Annotated in this window: 20 protein-coding genes; 8 read left to right on the plus strand and 12 right to left on the minus strand. The window is 40.6% G+C overall.

Going from position 1 to position 15,377, the window contains the following annotated elements; translation table 11 throughout:
• The first annotated feature begins 268 nt into the window (after positions 1 to 268).
• Positions 269 to 1,261 (plus strand): NAD(P)/FAD-dependent oxidoreductase, encoded by a 993-nt coding sequence (locus tag QNI29_RS16920; protein WP_231418870.1) that lies wholly within the window; start codon positions 269 to 271, stop codon positions 1,259 to 1,261.
• 41 nt (positions 1,262 to 1,302) lie between these two features.
• On the opposite strand, the gene QNI29_RS16925 is transcribed toward QNI29_RS16920, so the two are convergent.
• Positions 1,303 to 1,941: a hypothetical protein gene (locus tag QNI29_RS16925; protein WP_231418871.1), complete on the minus strand. Its 639-nt coding sequence runs from the start codon at positions 1,939 to 1,941 to the stop codon at positions 1,303 to 1,305.
• A 229-nt stretch (positions 1,942 to 2,170) separates the two neighbouring features.
• Positions 2,171 to 2,533, minus strand: a complete 363-nt coding sequence (locus QNI29_RS16930) for a HesB/IscA family protein (RefSeq protein WP_231418872.1) — start codon at positions 2,531 to 2,533, stop codon at positions 2,171 to 2,173.
• 168 nt (positions 2,534 to 2,701) lie between these two features.
• Between QNI29_RS16930 and QNI29_RS16935 the strand changes: the two genes are divergently transcribed.
• Positions 2,702 to 3,421, plus strand: a complete 720-nt coding sequence (locus QNI29_RS16935) for a DUF2225 domain-containing protein (RefSeq protein WP_231418873.1) — start codon at positions 2,702 to 2,704, stop codon at positions 3,419 to 3,421.
• Positions 3,422 to 3,464: 43 nt separating this feature from the next.
• On the opposite strand, the gene lipA is transcribed toward QNI29_RS16935, so the two are convergent.
• From lipA to QNI29_RS16955, 4 genes are all read right to left on the minus strand, one after another.
• Positions 3,465 to 4,412, minus strand: a complete 948-nt coding sequence (gene lipA / locus QNI29_RS16940) for a lipoyl synthase (RefSeq protein ID WP_231418874.1) — start codon at positions 4,410 to 4,412, stop codon at positions 3,465 to 3,467.
• Between the two features lie 39 nt (positions 4,413 to 4,451).
• Positions 4,452 to 5,270: a lipoate--protein ligase family protein gene (locus QNI29_RS16945; protein WP_231418875.1), complete on the minus strand. Its 819-nt coding sequence runs from the start codon at positions 5,268 to 5,270 to the stop codon at positions 4,452 to 4,454.
• A gap of 165 nt (positions 5,271 to 5,435) precedes the next feature.
• On the minus strand, positions 5,436 to 5,732 hold the full coding sequence (locus QNI29_RS16950; protein WP_231418876.1) for a YuzB family protein: 297 nt from the start codon (positions 5,730 to 5,732) through the stop codon (positions 5,436 to 5,438).
• A 102-nt stretch (positions 5,733 to 5,834) separates the two neighbouring features.
• Positions 5,835 to 6,158 carry a YuzD family protein gene (locus tag QNI29_RS16955; RefSeq protein ID WP_231418877.1) on the minus strand — a complete coding sequence of 108 codons (324 nt, stop codon included), beginning with the start codon at positions 6,156 to 6,158 and terminating at the stop codon, positions 5,835 to 5,837.
• A 212-nt stretch (positions 6,159 to 6,370) separates the two neighbouring features.
• Between QNI29_RS16955 and QNI29_RS16960 the strand changes: the two genes are divergently transcribed.
• Positions 6,371 to 6,592: a NifU family protein gene (locus QNI29_RS16960; protein ID WP_231419048.1), complete on the plus strand. Its 222-nt coding sequence runs from the start codon at positions 6,371 to 6,373 to the stop codon at positions 6,590 to 6,592.
• A 362-nt stretch (positions 6,593 to 6,954) separates the two neighbouring features.
• Here QNI29_RS16960 and QNI29_RS16965 read toward each other — a convergent pair whose 3' ends face one another.
• From QNI29_RS16965 to yutH, 3 genes are all read right to left on the minus strand, one after another.
• Entirely contained in the window at positions 6,955 to 8,199 is a 1,245-nt protein-coding gene (locus QNI29_RS16965) for a dicarboxylate/amino acid:cation symporter (RefSeq protein WP_231418878.1), read from the minus strand.
• A 227-nt stretch (positions 8,200 to 8,426) separates the two neighbouring features.
• Complete coding sequence (locus QNI29_RS16970; RefSeq protein WP_231418879.1) at positions 8,427 to 9,398, minus strand: 2-hydroxyacid dehydrogenase; 972 nt, start codon at positions 9,396 to 9,398, stop codon at positions 8,427 to 8,429.
• Positions 9,399 to 9,532: 134 nt separating this feature from the next.
• Positions 9,533 to 10,510, minus strand: coding sequence for a spore coat putative kinase YutH (gene yutH, locus QNI29_RS16975; RefSeq protein ID WP_231418880.1), 978 nt, complete (start codon positions 10,508 to 10,510; stop codon positions 9,533 to 9,535).
• A 156-nt stretch (positions 10,511 to 10,666) separates the two neighbouring features.
• Here yutH and QNI29_RS16980 point away from each other — a divergent pair, with 156 nt between their 5' ends.
• Positions 10,667 to 11,164 (plus strand): phosphatidylglycerophosphatase A family protein, encoded by a 498-nt coding sequence (locus QNI29_RS16980; protein ID WP_231418881.1) that lies wholly within the window; start codon positions 10,667 to 10,669, stop codon positions 11,162 to 11,164.
• A gap of 54 nt (positions 11,165 to 11,218) precedes the next feature.
• Here QNI29_RS16980 and QNI29_RS16985 read toward each other — a convergent pair whose 3' ends face one another.
• Positions 11,219 to 11,992, minus strand: coding sequence for a TIGR01457 family HAD-type hydrolase (locus tag QNI29_RS16985; RefSeq protein ID WP_231418882.1), 774 nt, complete (start codon positions 11,990 to 11,992; stop codon positions 11,219 to 11,221).
• A gap of 22 nt (positions 11,993 to 12,014) precedes the next feature.
• A complete protein-coding gene (locus tag QNI29_RS16990; protein WP_231418883.1) occupies positions 12,015 to 12,452 on the minus strand; it encodes a DUF86 domain-containing protein in 438 nt (145 codons plus the stop codon).
• A 137-nt stretch (positions 12,453 to 12,589) separates the two neighbouring features.
• Here QNI29_RS16990 and glpX point away from each other — a divergent pair, with 137 nt between their 5' ends.
• Genes glpX through QNI29_RS17005 form a run of 3 tightly spaced genes read left to right on the plus strand, consistent with a single transcriptional unit; the run spans position 12,590 to position 14,199 of the window.
• Entirely contained in the window at positions 12,590 to 13,561 is a 972-nt protein-coding gene (gene glpX, locus QNI29_RS16995; RefSeq protein ID WP_231418884.1) for a class II fructose-bisphosphatase, read from the plus strand.
• 28 nt (positions 13,562 to 13,589) lie between these two features.
• Positions 13,590 to 13,859: a DUF3055 domain-containing protein gene (locus QNI29_RS17000; RefSeq protein ID WP_231418885.1), complete on the plus strand. Its 270-nt coding sequence runs from the start codon at positions 13,590 to 13,592 to the stop codon at positions 13,857 to 13,859.
• Between the two features lie 55 nt (positions 13,860 to 13,914).
• Positions 13,915 to 14,199 (plus strand): cytosolic protein, encoded by a 285-nt coding sequence (locus tag QNI29_RS17005; protein WP_231418886.1) that lies wholly within the window; start codon positions 13,915 to 13,917, stop codon positions 14,197 to 14,199.
• A gap of 46 nt (positions 14,200 to 14,245) precedes the next feature.
• Here the strand turns inward: QNI29_RS17005 and QNI29_RS17010 are convergent, their stop codons facing one another.
• Positions 14,246 to 14,521, minus strand: a complete 276-nt coding sequence (locus QNI29_RS17010; protein ID WP_036782576.1) for a YutD family protein — start codon at positions 14,519 to 14,521, stop codon at positions 14,246 to 14,248.
• A gap of 156 nt (positions 14,522 to 14,677) precedes the next feature.
• On the opposite strand from QNI29_RS17010, the gene QNI29_RS17015 reads away from it, so the two are divergent.
• Positions 14,678 to 15,355, plus strand: coding sequence for a YhcN/YlaJ family sporulation lipoprotein (locus QNI29_RS17015; protein ID WP_231418887.1), 678 nt, complete (start codon positions 14,678 to 14,680; stop codon positions 15,353 to 15,355).
• Positions 15,356 to 15,377: the final 22 nt, after the last annotated feature.

Below are 15,377 nucleotides of genomic sequence, written 5' to 3' on the forward strand. Positions count from 1 at the left end.
CATCCGTAATTGTGACTTCCTTCACGAATTACGGCATAAAAAAAGACACCTATGATAATAGAATTGTCATAATTTCGTAAAATATTTTCTAAAAATCATCATAGTCCTTTTTTCTACAATTTTCAACCCTTAATTGACAAATCAACGACATTCAGACATTTCAAATATTTTTCCCCGCGAGCCGATTTTTGATATGATAAAGAGAAGGCAATCATAAGTATGATAAAATAGAAACTGGAATGAAACTCTTAGAATGGGGGAATTTATTGTGTCAGAAAAAGTGTATGACATTACCATTATTGGTGGTGGCCCAGTTGGTCTCTTCACCGCTTTCTATGGTGGGATGAGACAAGCTAGTGTAAAAATTATCGAAAGTCTTCCTCAACTTGGTGGACAACTCTCCGCTCTTTACCCTGAAAAGTATATCTACGATGTTGCCGGCTTCCCAAAAGTACGTGCGCAGGAACTTGTGGACAACTTAATTGAACAGGCGAACCAATTTGATCCATCAATTGCGCTTAATGAAGCGGTACAAGAAGTTGAGAAACTAGAGGATGAAACCTTTAAACTCACCACAAATAAAGGCGTACACTACACAAAAACCATCATTATAACAGCCGGAAACGGCGCCTTCTCTCCACGTCGTTTAAAAATCGATAACTGTGAGCAATTCGAAGAATCGAACTTGTTCTATCATGTCGATAACATGGAACGTTTTGCAGGTCAGAATGTAATGGTCTGTGGTGGCGGGGATTCCGCTGTCGATTGGGCGCTTATGCTTGAGCCTATTGCTAAGCAAGTCACACTTGTTCACCGAAGAGATAAATTCCGTGCCCACGAGCATACTGTAGAACAACTTCATAATTCTAGTGTGAACATTATGACTCCATATAATCCAGAAGAATTAGTTGGTTCTGGTGGATCAATTGATCAGGTCGTACTGAAAGAATCTAAAGGTGAAGGTACAGAAACCCTTGATATCGATTCCTTGATTGTGAACTACGGCTTCATTTCTTCCCTTGGCCCTATTAAGGATTGGAGTTTAGACATCGAGAAGAACAACATTGTCGTTAACTCTCGAATGGAAACAAACATCAAAGGCATTTACGCAGCTGGTGATATTTGTACATATCCAGGTAAAGTAAAACTTATTGCTTCCGGATTTGGTGAAGGTCCTACAGCTGTCAACAATGCAAAAGCATATATGGATCCAAAAGCAAAAGTGCAACCAATGCACTCTACAAGCTTATTCGGTTCTTAATTCCTAAGATAGCCTCCTCTAAGGGGGCTATCTTTTTTCTGTTACTCTCCATCTTCCTCTTGATCTCCCTCTTTTGTTTGTTCTGTCGTTACATCTTCCTTAGGTTGATCTTTATATTCAACATCATATTGATTAATTAAGTACGTACCATCCTTTGGTGCGAAGGTAGCTGTAAGCTTATACTCTCCATATATTTCGGTCTTGTTCTTTTGGACAATTTGATAACTCTGTTCTTCGACCTGTTCAAATGTATAGGTTTGTTCAGGCAATAAGAATGGAGCATACTCCCCTGTTTTCACATACAAACCATCTTCTTTTTCTTCAAACATGCCCTCTACCAACTGCTCTCCTACATCTTCCACCACAACTTGATTTAAGTTCTCAACAAGTTCATCTTTCGTCTCAAAATCTTCAACCTTCCCCTCTTCAGTCGTTTCTGGTTGAAGAAGAGAGCCTAAATTCGTTAATTTACTCGTAGCATCTTCCTTCGTAAAATCACTCGAAGATTGATTGCTATTGCTTCCCTCACCATTCTCAGAAGAAGTTTCTTCGGACTCATTCATTTCAGTGTCTTCTCCCGTTGAATCTCCAGACCCTGAATCATCTTCTGTTTGACCACAAGCACTAAGTATAAAACCTAACATACCCAAAACCATTAAAAATCCTTTCCAATACCTCATCCTTACCCTCCTACTAATATTGACCTTACTAAACCATTAACCCATTTCCACACACTTAAACGTACAGAGCACACCCTTTATCCCGTTACAATACTAACGCGTGTCTGACACGCTTCTTCACTGTAAAATGGTAAAGGGTGTCTGACACGCGTTGGTTCTTTAAAAGGGAAAAGAAATAAAAAATCCCGCAAGCCTTTTAAAGGCTTACGGGATTGAATCCGGTAGGGTATTAGCAATCTTTGTTTGGTGCACCAGCGTTTGTTGCAGTACGGAAGGAAGAGCCACAACCGCAGTTTGCGATCGCGTTCGGGTTATCAATGGTAAACCCGCCTCCCATCATGTTCTGTTTGAAATCGATTGTGGTTCCTTCCACAATAGCTAAATCTTGCTTATTTATGACTAAGGGAATGTCGTTTACGTCAAATGTAGTATCAAGTTCTTCGTTAATTTCACTCTCAAAACCCATGGCATAAGATAGTCCACTACAACCGCCGCCTTTGACTCCGAAACGTAGGCGAACATTTTCAGTCTCTTCGTCTTTCATCATTTCCTGAATCTGCTGGCTAGCATTATCCGTAATGTTAATTGTCATACAAGTACCTCCTTACGTCTTTCTTATCTCCAGTATACTAACAAATCCCAAACTCTTCAATTTTTCAAACCAGATCAAGTACCTACTTTGCAAGCATGAGCAAAAAGACTTGTGGCGACCTAAATATTTTAGTACATTTGAACTAACCATTAGCGAAGGAGGGTACATATGAGCGAATCGATGCATCCTTTATACGACAAACACGTTCAATGTCCATTCTGTACTCATTCATTCCAAACCAAAAAGGTCCGGTCTCGATTCACTCGCCCTATTCATACAGATACAGACTTTTGTACTATGTACAAAGACGAACAGAATAGCCCTCTCCTTTACGTCCCCATTGTATGTCAGCAATGTGGGTACACGTTCACAGATCAGTTCTCCAACCTAATGTCTGATCAATCCCGAGAAGAGATATCCAATCGCATTGCCAAACGTTGGACTCCTCAAAACTATTGCAAGGAACGAACCGAAGTAGAAGCCCTCAACGCATATAAGTTAGCGATCTACACAGCCCAATTAAAGAAAGAGAAAGCTATTGTTTTGGCAGGATTATACCTAAGAGTCGTTTGGTTGTATCGAAAAAGGAAGGAACCTCAGGAAGAGGCCAGATTCATGAGACTCGCTTTGAAGATGTATAAAAGGGCTTATGAAGAGGATGATCTAACTTATACCGATATGAACGCCCTTCGTGTGCTTTATCTTATTGGAGAATTAAACCGACGTTTGGGGCTTAATGAAGAAGCTATTCGATATTTTTCTCTAGTGGTTCAGAAGAAGCAATTAGCATCTGACCCTAAAATTATTACGATGGCCAGAGACGCATGGTTTCAAATTAGAGAAGATCAAAAAAGTTCCTCTTTAAACCTTTCCACAACCGGAAATTAAAAGACCTGCAGATGACATCTGCAGGTCTTTTCTATTTAATACATTAGAAGTTAAGTGTATCTAATTTATCGTTTGAAGTTTCTTCATAACCCTTCATGTACTTAATGCGGCGTTGAAGAGATGTTTCGTTAACTTGCTCATCAGCATGGTAAGAGGAACGAACCAACGGTCCAGCTTGGCAGTGTTGGAAGCCTTTCTCCATAGCAATTTGGCGAAGCTCTTCAAATTCATCTGGATGGTAATATCTTTCTACTTTCAAGTGTTTCTTCGTAGGTTGAAGGTACTGCCCGATCGTCATAATATCGACGTCATGAGCAAGTAGATCATCCATTGCCTGCATGATTTCTTCTTTTGTCTCCCCAAGACCAACCATGATACTAGACTTCGTTGGTGTGTTTGGAGCTACTTCTTTTACGCGTTGTAGCAGTTCAAGAGAACGATCATACGTTGCTTTTGAACGAACTCTTGGCGTTAGACGACGAACCGTTTCAATATTGTGGTTGAAGATGTCTGGTCCAGCATCCATTAGCATACGGAGGCTCTCATAGTCCCCAGCCATATCGGACGGAAGAACCTCAACGGTACAACCAGGCTGGCGGCGGTGGATGGCTTTAACTGTTTCGGCGAATACATAAGCTCCACCATCTTTTAAGTCATCGCGTGCTACAGCTGTTACAACCGCGTGCTTAAGATCCATAAGCTCTACGGACTCCGCCACTTTTTCTGGCTCTTGCATATCCAACTCGTTTGGTAGACCTGTTTTAACGGCACAGAAACGGCAACCACGCGTACATGTATCACCAAGAATCATAAAGGTAGCTGTTTTACGTTCACTCCAGCACTCGTGTATGTTTGGACATCTTGCCTCTTCACAAACTGTATGTAGGCCGCGTTCACGCATAATTTTCTTCAAGCGATTGTAAGATTTATTAGTCTTGATGTTAATCTTCAGCCATTCGGGCTTGCGTACGTGTTCTTCTTTTTTCGCCATGTTTACACATCCTTATACTTTTATTTAAAGCAAAAATTGTTAACGATAATACGTCCATTCATCCGTCCCATACCGAGTGCGTACAAGCTCATCTACTACTTGTTTTTGTTCTTCCGATAGTTCGTATGGTACTAATTCTACATCGAGACCTTGTTCAAAGCCAGCTTTAAAAGCCGATTTCACTTCTTCTATCGGCACTTCTCGCTCCGCAACCTCGTTGATTGCAACTGCTTTACCCCCAAATGCTTTACGAGCTCTTTCTTTCACACGCTCATTTGGATAGATAAACATATCAAACAATGTTACATCATCCATTGCAATTGGTAAGGAGCCATGTTGGAGAATAACGCCTTTTTGTCTCGTTTGGGCACTTCCTGCAACTTTTCGTCCTCCGACAATCAGTTCATACCAAGAAGGTTCGTCAAAGCAAACTGCGGAACCTGTTTGTTTTAGCTTCCCTTCTGGTATTGAGAATTCCGCGTCTACTCCCAAATTTCTGAATCCTTGCAATAAACCTTCAGAAATAACCCGATACGCTTCTGTTACCGTTGGAGGCATGGAAGTATGGTTTTCTGAAACAATCACACTATATGTCAGCTCATTATCATGAAGGACCGCTCTTCCGCCTGTTGGACGGCGCACAATTTCAAACCCATGTTCCTTAACAGAATCAACGTCAATCTTTCCATCTATCTTTTGAAAATAACCGACTGAAACAGCAGCAGGTTCCCAACCATAAAAACGAATAACTGGGGGAATCTCACCCTGACTATGCCATTTTAACAACGCTTCATCAAGCGCCATGTTATAAGCAGGGGAGGCATAACCCGAATCTACATAATACCATTTCTCTGTCATGCTTGAGCCTCTTTTCTATACTAAAGAAATCCTTTACCAAGGTAAAACAACAAAGTATATTCTAACAAGCTACCTAATACTTGTAAAACCCCCTGCATCTTCTATGTAAGGAAATAAAAGAAAAACGCAGGTAATAAAGCCCGCGTTTTCTTTTTGGTCGTGAAGTTAGAACAGGGGATTCTCTTCGATGTGTTTATACACATTTTCAACTAACTCTTCTGGCGTTTCACCTGTCACTCGATCTCCGTTGACGAGTGCAAATAAACTTTGGGAACACAAGCCACAATGGCTTAGACATCCATATTCTATCACATCAAGCTCAAGATCTTTTTCAAGCTCCTCTAGAGCTTTTTGAGATCCGCTCGCTAAATTATTTATACAAAATTCAATTATTGGGTTCACAAGATCCACCTCTGCTTTACTAGTATGGTGAATCCCCTCTTCAAAGATACATGCTACCATATTCTAGCCAAATTCGACAACGGACTTACTCATTGTTTTTTAATCTGTATAACTAAAAATCCGATATACTGTTATAAGACAGGAAAGGAGTCCTGCTTTTTCTTACCCATTCGTTTGAACTCCCTTTTCTTCAATGGCAGAAAAAACGGTTTTTAAACGAGGGTCTCCTTCTCCTATGACTTTACCGTCCATAACGATTAGCGGATAAAAAAATTCTTCATCCTCAATTCGCTTTATATAATCCGCATGCTCCTCTTCAACCGCTGGAGTTGAAATATCCACATATTGAAATTGAAAGTGCTCACCAGGATACTTGCGCCCAATTGCTGCTTGCAACCATTCAAATGTTTCCTTAGAACCCGGAGCATTTACACAACTCGCACAGCGCTCTTCCGCTCCATAGACCGTTATTTCGATTTGCCCCATCCACTCACCCCTCAGAAAATATGACCTACTTCCCATTTTACAAAATCTTTTGTAAAATATAAAATCATTTTTGGAATCGTATAAAGTGAGCAGAGGGATTATATAAACTTCGGAAATAATTCGATTTCACACTACGAGAAATTCAGTTCGCACAATAGATTTTTTTGCTTACACACTTTATAATAGAGATATAGGAAAGGAGAAGATGGATGATGGAAAATGAAGTACAAGAAGTATTGAATAAACTTCGTCCCTTCTTACTACGTGATGGTGGAGACGTTGAATTAGTAGATGTAGATGAGGGAATTGTTCGCCTTCGTCTTATGGGTGCATGCGGAAGCTGCCCAAGTTCAACAATCACCCTAAAAGCCGGGATTGAACGTGCACTCGTAGAAGAGGTACCTGGAATTCACGAAGTAGAACAAGTCTTTTAATTTGTAGCAAGTATTTGGCTATTCACTATATGAACGAGCTTGTAGATGATTCTACAAGCTTTTTTTATGTTTTTCTTTTCTTCTATAGTTGGTTTATTAAAGGCCTTTTAATATTTGTTCCCTTATAGGGGGAGGACTGTCTAACACTCGAGAACTGAGAGAATGTTTCAGTTCACCCTATTATGGCAAAGGTGGGCCTGGAAACTGCGAGACTCTCTTGGGCGGAAGAGCCTAGGTGAGCCACAGGAAAGCGGGTGGTTTCCAGGCCCACCTTACGCTCATTCTAAGCTAACGAAAACTTGTGGGATTAGGAGCAAAGGGTAGAAAAAAGCTGTTCTCCCAACAGGGGAGAACAGCTTTTATTATGCCTGTTGTTGCTCTTGTACTACTGGAATTTCGTCTTCGCGGCCTGCTTCGGAGCGTGCGATAATGACCGCTGCTGTTGCATCGCCTGTTACGTTTACGGCTGTACGACACATATCGATCAGACGGTCAACTGCAAGAACAAGTGAGATCGCTTCTACAGGGAGGCCAACTGAAGTTAGAACCATGGAAAGCATGATTAAACCAACTCCTGGGGCACCTGCTGTTCCGATACTTGCAAGCGTTGCTGTCAGAACAACTGTTACCAGATCACTAAAGGCAAGGTCAACACCATACATCTGAGCGATGAACATAGTTGCTACACCTTGCATAATGGCTGTACCGTCCATGTTAATCGTTGCCCCAAGCGGCTGGACGAAACTGCTTATCGGTTTTGGCACATTCAGCTTATTTTGAACAGTTTTCATAGATACTGGTAATGTACCTGAACTACTTGATGTACTAAAAGCAACCACCATTGCTGGCGAGAAGTTCTTGAAGAATTGAATTGGATTCATCTTACCTAGTAACGCAATAGCAGATCCATATGTGACTACAAGGTGAATCAGTAGGGCTAGTAAGACTACGGCCAGATATTTCACCATCTTCAATAACGAGTCACTGCCTTGTGAACCAATTGCATCAGCAATTAAAGCAAATGCACCATAAGGAGCAAACTTCATAACGAGTTGAACAAGATACATTAAGACTTCATTCGCTTGCTCCACTAATCTATATAAGTCTTTGCCTCGAGTTCCGATTCGTGATAATCCAATACCAATAAAGATTGAAAAGGCTATAACCTGAAGCATGTCCCCTTTCACCATAGCGTCAAGTGGGTTCGAAGGGATGATATTAATGAGCGTATCTACAACTGGCGGAGCTTCACTTGCTTCAAAGTCCCCACCTTGCATCGCTGACCCACCAGCACCTGGTTGAAAGAACGAGCCCAACCCTAAGGCTAAGGTGAGGGCAATCGCTGTAGTGACAAGGAAGAATAAAACCGTTTTGATTCCGATTCTCCCTAACTTTTTCGGATCACTAATTCCTGAAGTCCCAAGAATTAATGAAACAACGACAATCGGTACAACAAGCATCTTAATCAGGCTTACAAATAGTTGACCTACTGGATAAAGTAGGTATTTTTGAGTGTTATCATAAATGGAAGGGTCTAAGCTGTTTAGCAGTAATCCTACTAATACACCTAGTCCCATTCCAAGTAAGATTTTTTTCGTTAATGACATCTCTTTCCTCCCCCTCATGCTGGTATACTATTGTATATATAAACACCATTATAAAAGAGAGAGTTCAAGTAATTCAATAATAGTTCGAAAAATCTAATACACCCATTTATCACCAGCCTGCTATATCCCTGCCGTTTTAGGTCACATGTATCTAAATTTCTTATCATCCAATAAACTATTCACATCTGAATGTATATACAATTAGTATTATGAATGAGGCGCCAACCTTAACCTGCTCCTACTGGAGTTTTTGCCTCTTTTCCATTCAGGACGTGTTGAATATTATCAAGGCAAAGCGTCATCATCGTTTTCCTTGTCTCTTCAGAAGCTGAGCCAATGTGAGGGGTAGCTACAACTTGCTCTAAAGTTAACAGGGGATGATCCGCAGAGATGGGTTCATTCTTGAAGACATCTAAGCCCGCACCTGCTATCACGTTTTGGTGAATAGCATCGTACAGTGCTTCTTCATCAACCAAAGCTCCACGAGAAGCATTAATGAATATAGCTCGACTTTTCATTCGTTCAAACGCTTCTTTATTAAACATCCCCTTCGTTTCCTCAGTTAATGGTGCTAAACATACCACAAAATCAGATCGTTTCAGCAGCTCTTCAAATCCTACATAAGTAGCCCCGATTTTTTCTTCCGCTTCCCTTTTACGACTGCGGTTATGATAGAGGATCTCCATTTCAAAACCAGTAGCTCGTTTAGCAACCGTTTCTCCAATTCGTCCCATCCCTACGATACCAATGGTTTTATGATGAACATCTTGCCCCGCCATTAAGAGAGGAGCCCAGTTTTCCCAAGAGTTATTTTTTACATATCGTTCTGCTTCCATTAAGCGTCTTGCTGTAGCTAGAAGTAATCCAAATGTTAAATCCGCTGTTGTATCTGTTAATACGTCCGGTGTGTTTGTTACCACAACTCCTGCTTCCTTGGCAGCGTTTAAATCAATATTGTCATATCCAACAGCAAGGTTTGCAACCACTTTTAGATTGGTTTGTTTTTCAAATATCTCGTGATTAACCTGGTCACTTAACATAGTAATTAACGCATCAGCATGTTGAACCTTCTCTAATAGCACACCTCTTTCAACAGGTACTTCTTCTTCTGGCCACATTTCAATCTTAAAAACAGACTCAAAAGCTTCAATCACCGATTCAGGCAGCTTCCTAGTAATATAAACAAATGGTTTTGACATCTAGATCCTCCTCTATTGCTATAGTAGTTGCCATTATAGCATGAAGAGTCTTATCATTTCTTTTTCAGAAGGCTGTATAAATGGGATGAAATGCTCCTATCCGTACCTTGGACAATTCCACCCTCTCCTCTTACTCACCAATCCAGAATAGGAATCCGAAGACGTTTATAATCAATATGCACACCATTAAAGAATTCTTTCAATTGTTTCTCATATTGATCTTGCTTCTGAAGCAATCCACGATATTCTTGTTCAAGGTCATTCTGCTCCCTTTCTCCCGCACTTAGTGTACGTTCTAAGACATCAAAGAGATGAACGGGATAAATAAGCCTTGCATAAATTAAACGCCAGCTAAATACGGATAAAGGACGAGTACTTTCATATTCATCAAGCATTGATCGAATAGGAGGGTAAGCCTGGTTCCCGTTCTCTAACAAAGAGTAGCGGATCCATTCAGCAAGATCCCTCGCCGGGTGATCATATACTAATGTATGAGGCCAAATGGTTTGGGACATCATGGAAGGATGAAGGCGTTGAAAGGTGAAGGTGCCCTGGTCGTTCGATTCATATCTCCAATCTTGTTCACTTTCTTGCAAGTATTGGATTGCACATTCTGATAACCCCTCCACGTACGGAAACGTTTCAATAAATAGCCTTCTCATAGATGAACAGGGGCGTTCGTTCCATTGAACCTTATACTGCTCAAACCAAGCATCAACTTTGTCTTCCCATAAGGATTTCCATTGGCCATATCTTGAAATGTGTTGGGGTTGATAAGGATATTGATTCCCGGCTTCATGAAGAGTCGTAAGCCACCGACCATTTGAGTCACTCGTGGCCCCCCAAGGGACCTGGACAAACATATAGTTTTGACCATCCACATTTGTATATAATTTTCCCTCTGTTGTAAAAAGAGGGAGTCCAATCTGAGGCGTTCCTTGATTCCTTATAAATTCACTAATCGAACGTTGCTCAAATACCTCGTCATCCATTCCTTCTTCATAAGGAATTAAGAAATAATATCCGTCGTTTCCTTCATAACCAAACAGCCCATTTTCTTGTATCTCTTTACCGAGGTATACCTGATATTGTTGATGAAGTTGGTCTCTCATATAACCTACCACCCTTTTAGTTGCTCTTATCTATATAGATATGTATGATAACGATAAGCATGATTGGATCTCATGCACGTTTTTCAATTAGTTTCATACCATACGATATAGGTAATAGTATGGATATACTCGATACTTAAGAAATAGGTGATAATCATGGCAAAAGAAAAAATGACACAATTAGAACAGAAAGCACGTGAACTATTAAAAGAACGCGGCGTAACATTAGATGACATTGCAGAGCTCGTACACTATCTTCAATCTAAGTATCACGATAATCTGGAGATGGAAGAATGCTTACACAACGTAAACCGCGTCATTGCGAAACGAGAGGTTCAGAATGCCATCTTAACTGGTATTGAACTTGATATTCTTGCTGAGAAAAAGATGCTTCAATCCCCTCTTCAGGAAACAATTGAAACAGATGAGAGCTTATATGGTATTGATGAAGTGATTGCATTATCCATAGTAAACGTGTACGGATCAATCGGATTCACAAACTACGGCTATATTGATAAACAAAAACCGGGAATTCTTGAAAAATTAAATGATAAATCGAATGGGTGTCATACCTTTTTAGATGACATCGTGGGAGCTATTGCAGCTGCAGCCTCAAGCCGCCTAGCTCATAGCGATGCCAACGAAGAATATTAATAAGTCATATAAAGTAAAAAAAGAAGCTTTCCGGATATCCGGAAAGCTTCTTTTTTATAAATGTGGTATCCATTCATCTAACGTTTGAATGGTGTACGTAGGTTGCTGGTCATATTGAGATAACTGCTCCTTCGTGGTTACCCCTGTCTGGACATGAAGCGTATCCATGCCAGCATTAATACCAGCTAAAATATCGGTATGATAGTTATCTCCAACCATTAGTGTCTCTTCACGTTTTAGGTTGATCGCTTGCATAGCTTGTTCCATAATAATAGACTCCGGCTTACCGATAAAGGTCGGCTCTACTCCAGTAGATACAGTCACAACAGAAGTTATAGAACCATTTCCCGGAAGCATCCCTCTCTCCGTCGGAATCGCAATATCCCCATTCGTAGATAAGAAGGTAGCCCCTGCTCTTACATTTAAGCAAGCCTTAGCAAACTTCTCATAACTCAGCTCTCGGTCCATTCCCATCACAACATAGTCGCAATCTTCATCGGCTATTGTAAGGCCCTCATTTTCTAAAGCATGCATCAATCCTACTTCCCCCATTGCATACACCTTTGCATCTGGCTTCTCGGCACGAATATAGGATGCTGTAGCCATACTAGTCGTATAAATTTGTTCTGCTTCGGCAGGAATATCAAACGTATTTAATTTATCCGCTACTTGATCAGGCCGACGAGAAGAATTGTTGGTTACAAATAAATGAGGAATCCCCTTTTCACGTAAAGCCTTCACGAAATCAGATGCTGCTTCCACTCGTTCTGTTCCTCTGTACATAGTTCCATCTAAGTCGATTAAATATCCTTTGTATGTTTTGTCCATTGCTGTATCACCTCTTTAATCATTAGGAGTTCGAAAATGCAGAAACAGGACCTAATTCGTTATTTAAATAGTAACGAACATGTTCACTGTAGTGACCGATTGCTGCTTTACTTTTTTCAAGCGTTTGGTGAATCGTTTCTGGTTCAATGTTTACGTAGTCTTGAATAAGTGGCTTCCGTAGAGCTATAAGTGTCTTATAACAGTCTTCATCCTCTTTAGGAATCACCTTTTCATCCATTAAGATGTCAATAATATCATTATAGCTTCCTGGGTCCCGCATAATGAAGCCATCGATCATCATATTCCCTACATCAATTACCGATTCTATACTCATCTGGGCAAGACGTTCAAGCGCTAATGCGCCAGTTTCCCCTTCAAAGCTTTGTCTTTCATAAACTCCTATCAAGAAATCCAGATGCTGTAATGTTTCTTCTATTTTACTTCGATCAACAAAATACATGGATATGCCCTCCCTTGCAAACTTCCCATACAATCTTATTTCATGATATCACAAATCGACAAAATACAAATTCCATTTAAATTGTGCTGTTATTTTGCTATGATATAGAAGGAATTTAAAGTATCGGAGGAAATGAAATGGATCGCGAATTAGCTCTAGAACTTGTACGTGTAACCGAAGCCGCAGCAGTGAGCTCAGCTCAATGGATGGGAAGAGGTAAGAAGAATGAAGCAGATGATGCTGCCACTTCTGCCATGAGAGCCATGTTTGATTCCATTACGATGCAAGGAACAGTCGTAATAGGGGAAGGGGAACTAGATGAAGCCCCTATGTTATACATTGGCGAAGAATTAGGAAATGGGCAAGGTCCTGCTGTAGATATTGCTGTTGACCCATTAGAAGGTACAAATATCGTAGCAAAAGGACATAATAACGCTATGGCAGTCATTGCAGCTGCTGATCGCGGTGCTCTTCTTCACGCTCCGGATATGTATATGGAGAAAATTGCAGTCGGAAAGAATGCAAAAGGAAAAATTAGTTTAGATGATCCAATCGAAAAAACGATTGATATTGTGGCAAAAGCCAATAATAAACGTATTCACGATTTAACAGTCATTATCCAAGAACGTCCACGTCACGAAGAGCTCGTCGAACGCGTTCGTGCTAAAGGAGCACGCGTAAAACTATTCGGAGACGGTGACGTAGGGGCATCCATCGCTACTTGCTTGCCTCACACGGGAGTAGATATCTTTGTTGGAACAGGCGGTGCACCGGAGGGTGTTATTTCAGCTGCTGCTGTAAAATGCTTAGATGGAGACATGCAAGCTCGTTTAGTTCCTCAGAATGATGAAGAAACAAATCGCTGTATTGAAATGGGACTTAGTGACCCACGTCAGCTTCTTACTCTTGATGACCTTGTAAAAAGTGACGACGCAATCTTTGCAGCTACGGGTGTTACAGAAGGAGAATTACTAAAAGGGGTTAAATTCTTAGGAAATGATCTTTCTGAGACAGATTCCATTGTGATGCGCGCTAAAACCGGAACGGTCCGCTTCATTAAAGCCAACCACCACTTAGACCGCAAGCCACACTTATTAGTTAACGAATAATAAGATTTGTTAAGGAAGGAGCACAAGCATGAAAGAAGATCGACTTATTCTTACCGATCAAGAAGAAAGCACTTCTACACGCTTTGTAAGCTTTATGGGAGAGAGCCATCGATACGATTTAGCCATTACCTCTTCGAAGAAGTATGAAGATAAGAAAATGGTGATCAATTTACAAAGCAACCATTACGCTCTTTTAAGTCAGTCAGAGGTTGAGGAAGATGGACACCTGGAGCATGCCTTCAATTTAACAGAAGTGGAAGCAGAAGAATTAAGAGACTTCTTACGGGAAGTCGTGTAAACGAGTAAAATCCCCCTCTCTTTGGAACACTACATTCCATAGGAGGGGGATTTTTATGTCTAAAGAAGACAAAGAGAAGTACTCCGATTTCGCTAATGTAGAAGCCATGCGAAATTATTTAATTCCTGAGCAAATGCCAGAAGGGCCTTACGGCGCGCCACGAAATAAAGATCAACCTGTTGAAAATAAAAGCACACCCTGGCGGCCTGGTCAGAGGTATTATAGCGCCTTTAACTATGAGAATAAATCGTTGCATAAAGATTTACAGCGCTTAGATCCAGGCTCTCACCCAACACATGACCACCCAGGCGAAGAAGTAAAACCATCGCAAGAACAATAAAAAAAGCAGGGCGAATACGCTTGCCCTGCTTTTTTCCATATCCTTTTTACTTATCTGTTTTCTTTAAAACGAAATGAGCGCAACCAAAGTTACAGTATTCGTACATATAATCGTCTAGCGTGCTGATTTTTGTATCAAATGTAGACTTAGGATTTTGATCGTCATAAAAACCTTTCAAACGAAGCTGTCCATATCCCCAATCTCCAACGATAAAATCATATTTACTTAAAATATCGCTAAATCTTTCCTTAACCGCTTCTTCTTGGAAGCCCTCTTTTTCGTCCAGAACAACCTGATAATTCTTTCCTTGAATTTCTACCACGTCGATCACCTCTTAATAGTGCTTATAGTGTATCATATTTTGGATATTTTGACTTTTACTTTTCTTGTTTACTCAATATTTTCTAGCATGAACTTTTCATAATGACTAAAGCTATAGATGAGGGAGAGACAACATTATGCTAGAGGAGGGTTTCCATTGAATTACAAATCATGGATTGCAGCATCAGCCCTTGCAACTACTTTAGTTGTAACAGGTTGTGGTGCTGACAACACAGACCAGGGTGCAATGGATAGAAATAACGATGGGTACGGCACGAACGTAGGCTATGATAGTCCCGAGCTCAACAAGAACAAGAACTACAATTATCAATCAGTTGAGAACATGGGTACCAACAACAACTCATCCCAACGCCTTGGTTACAATCGCTACTCACGTGGTGAAGTCGATAAGCTCGGCGAAGTACGTTATGGTATTATGAACCGCGAAGCTGTTAGTGACTTAATCACTCGTTACATGCTTCAGTCTAACGCATTTAAAGATGCAGCTACGTTAGTTACGGATTCAGAAGTACTCATCGCCTACACGAAAGAAGACGATGTAGACCGCGATCGTGCAGCTGATATTGCGAAGAAAACAGCAATTTCGACTGTACCACGGTACTTCGAAGTGTATGTAACCGACCAGAAGAACATGTATAAGGATTTAGCATCTTTAAGTAATATGAAAACAAGCGATAAGAACTACCGTAACATGCTTGAATCAACAATTAAAGAAATGCGTAAGTCACCACAAGGTGAAGCGATGTACAATGATGAAACAAAATCTAAAAAAGATAAGCGTGACGTCCCTCAAGGACAGGGAATGAATCAGTAACTTATCGAGTTTGAATATGTTT

It is taken from the genome of Pontibacillus chungwhensis (assembly GCF_030166655.1).
GTDB lineage: Bacteria > Bacillota > Bacilli > Bacillales > BH030062 > Pontibacillus.

What these genes read in the sequence shown, in the direction of transcription:
- QNI29_RS16925 (WP_231418871.1), bottom strand. Translation starts at nt 1,941, where the DNA reads ATGAGGTATTGGAAAGGATTTTTAATGGTTTTGGGTATGTTAGGTTTT.
- QNI29_RS16930 (WP_231418872.1), bottom strand. Translation starts at nt 2,533, where the DNA reads ATGACAATTAACATTACGGATAATGCTAGCCAGCAGATTCAGGAAATG.
- QNI29_RS16935 (WP_231418873.1), top strand. Translation starts at nt 2,702, where the DNA reads ATGAGCGAATCGATGCATCCTTTATACGACAAACACGTTCAATGTCCA.
- lipA (WP_231418874.1), bottom strand. Translation starts at nt 4,412, where the DNA reads ATGGCGAAAAAAGAAGAACACGTACGCAAGCCCGAATGGCTGAAGATT.
- QNI29_RS16945 (WP_231418875.1), bottom strand. Translation starts at nt 5,270, where the DNA reads ATGACAGAGAAATGGTATTATGTAGATTCGGGTTATGCCTCCCCTGCT.
- QNI29_RS16950 (WP_231418876.1), bottom strand. Translation starts at nt 5,732, where the DNA reads ATGGTAGCATGTATCTTTGAAGAGGGGATTCACCATACTAGTAAAGCA.
- QNI29_RS16955 (WP_231418877.1), bottom strand. Translation starts at nt 6,158, where the DNA reads ATGGGGCAAATCGAAATAACGGTCTATGGAGCGGAAGAGCGCTGTGCG.
- QNI29_RS16960 (WP_231419048.1), top strand. Translation starts at nt 6,371, where the DNA reads ATGGAAAATGAAGTACAAGAAGTATTGAATAAACTTCGTCCCTTCTTA.
- QNI29_RS16965 (WP_231418878.1), bottom strand. Translation starts at nt 8,199, where the DNA reads ATGTCATTAACGAAAAAAATCTTACTTGGAATGGGACTAGGTGTATTA.
- QNI29_RS16970 (WP_231418879.1), bottom strand. Translation starts at nt 9,398, where the DNA reads ATGTCAAAACCATTTGTTTATATTACTAGGAAGCTGCCTGAATCGGTG.
- yutH (WP_231418880.1), bottom strand. Translation starts at nt 10,510, where the DNA reads ATGAGAGACCAACTTCATCAACAATATCAGGTATACCTCGGTAAAGAG.
- QNI29_RS16980 (WP_231418881.1), top strand. Translation starts at nt 10,667, where the DNA reads ATGGCAAAAGAAAAAATGACACAATTAGAACAGAAAGCACGTGAACTA.
- QNI29_RS16985 (WP_231418882.1), bottom strand. Translation starts at nt 11,992, where the DNA reads ATGGACAAAACATACAAAGGATATTTAATCGACTTAGATGGAACTATG.
- QNI29_RS16990 (WP_231418883.1), bottom strand. Translation starts at nt 12,452, where the DNA reads ATGTATTTTGTTGATCGAAGTAAAATAGAAGAAACATTACAGCATCTG.
- glpX (WP_231418884.1), top strand. Translation starts at nt 12,590, where the DNA reads ATGGATCGCGAATTAGCTCTAGAACTTGTACGTGTAACCGAAGCCGCA.
- QNI29_RS17000 (WP_231418885.1), top strand. Translation starts at nt 13,590, where the DNA reads ATGAAAGAAGATCGACTTATTCTTACCGATCAAGAAGAAAGCACTTCT.
- QNI29_RS17005 (WP_231418886.1), top strand. Translation starts at nt 13,915, where the DNA reads ATGTCTAAAGAAGACAAAGAGAAGTACTCCGATTTCGCTAATGTAGAA.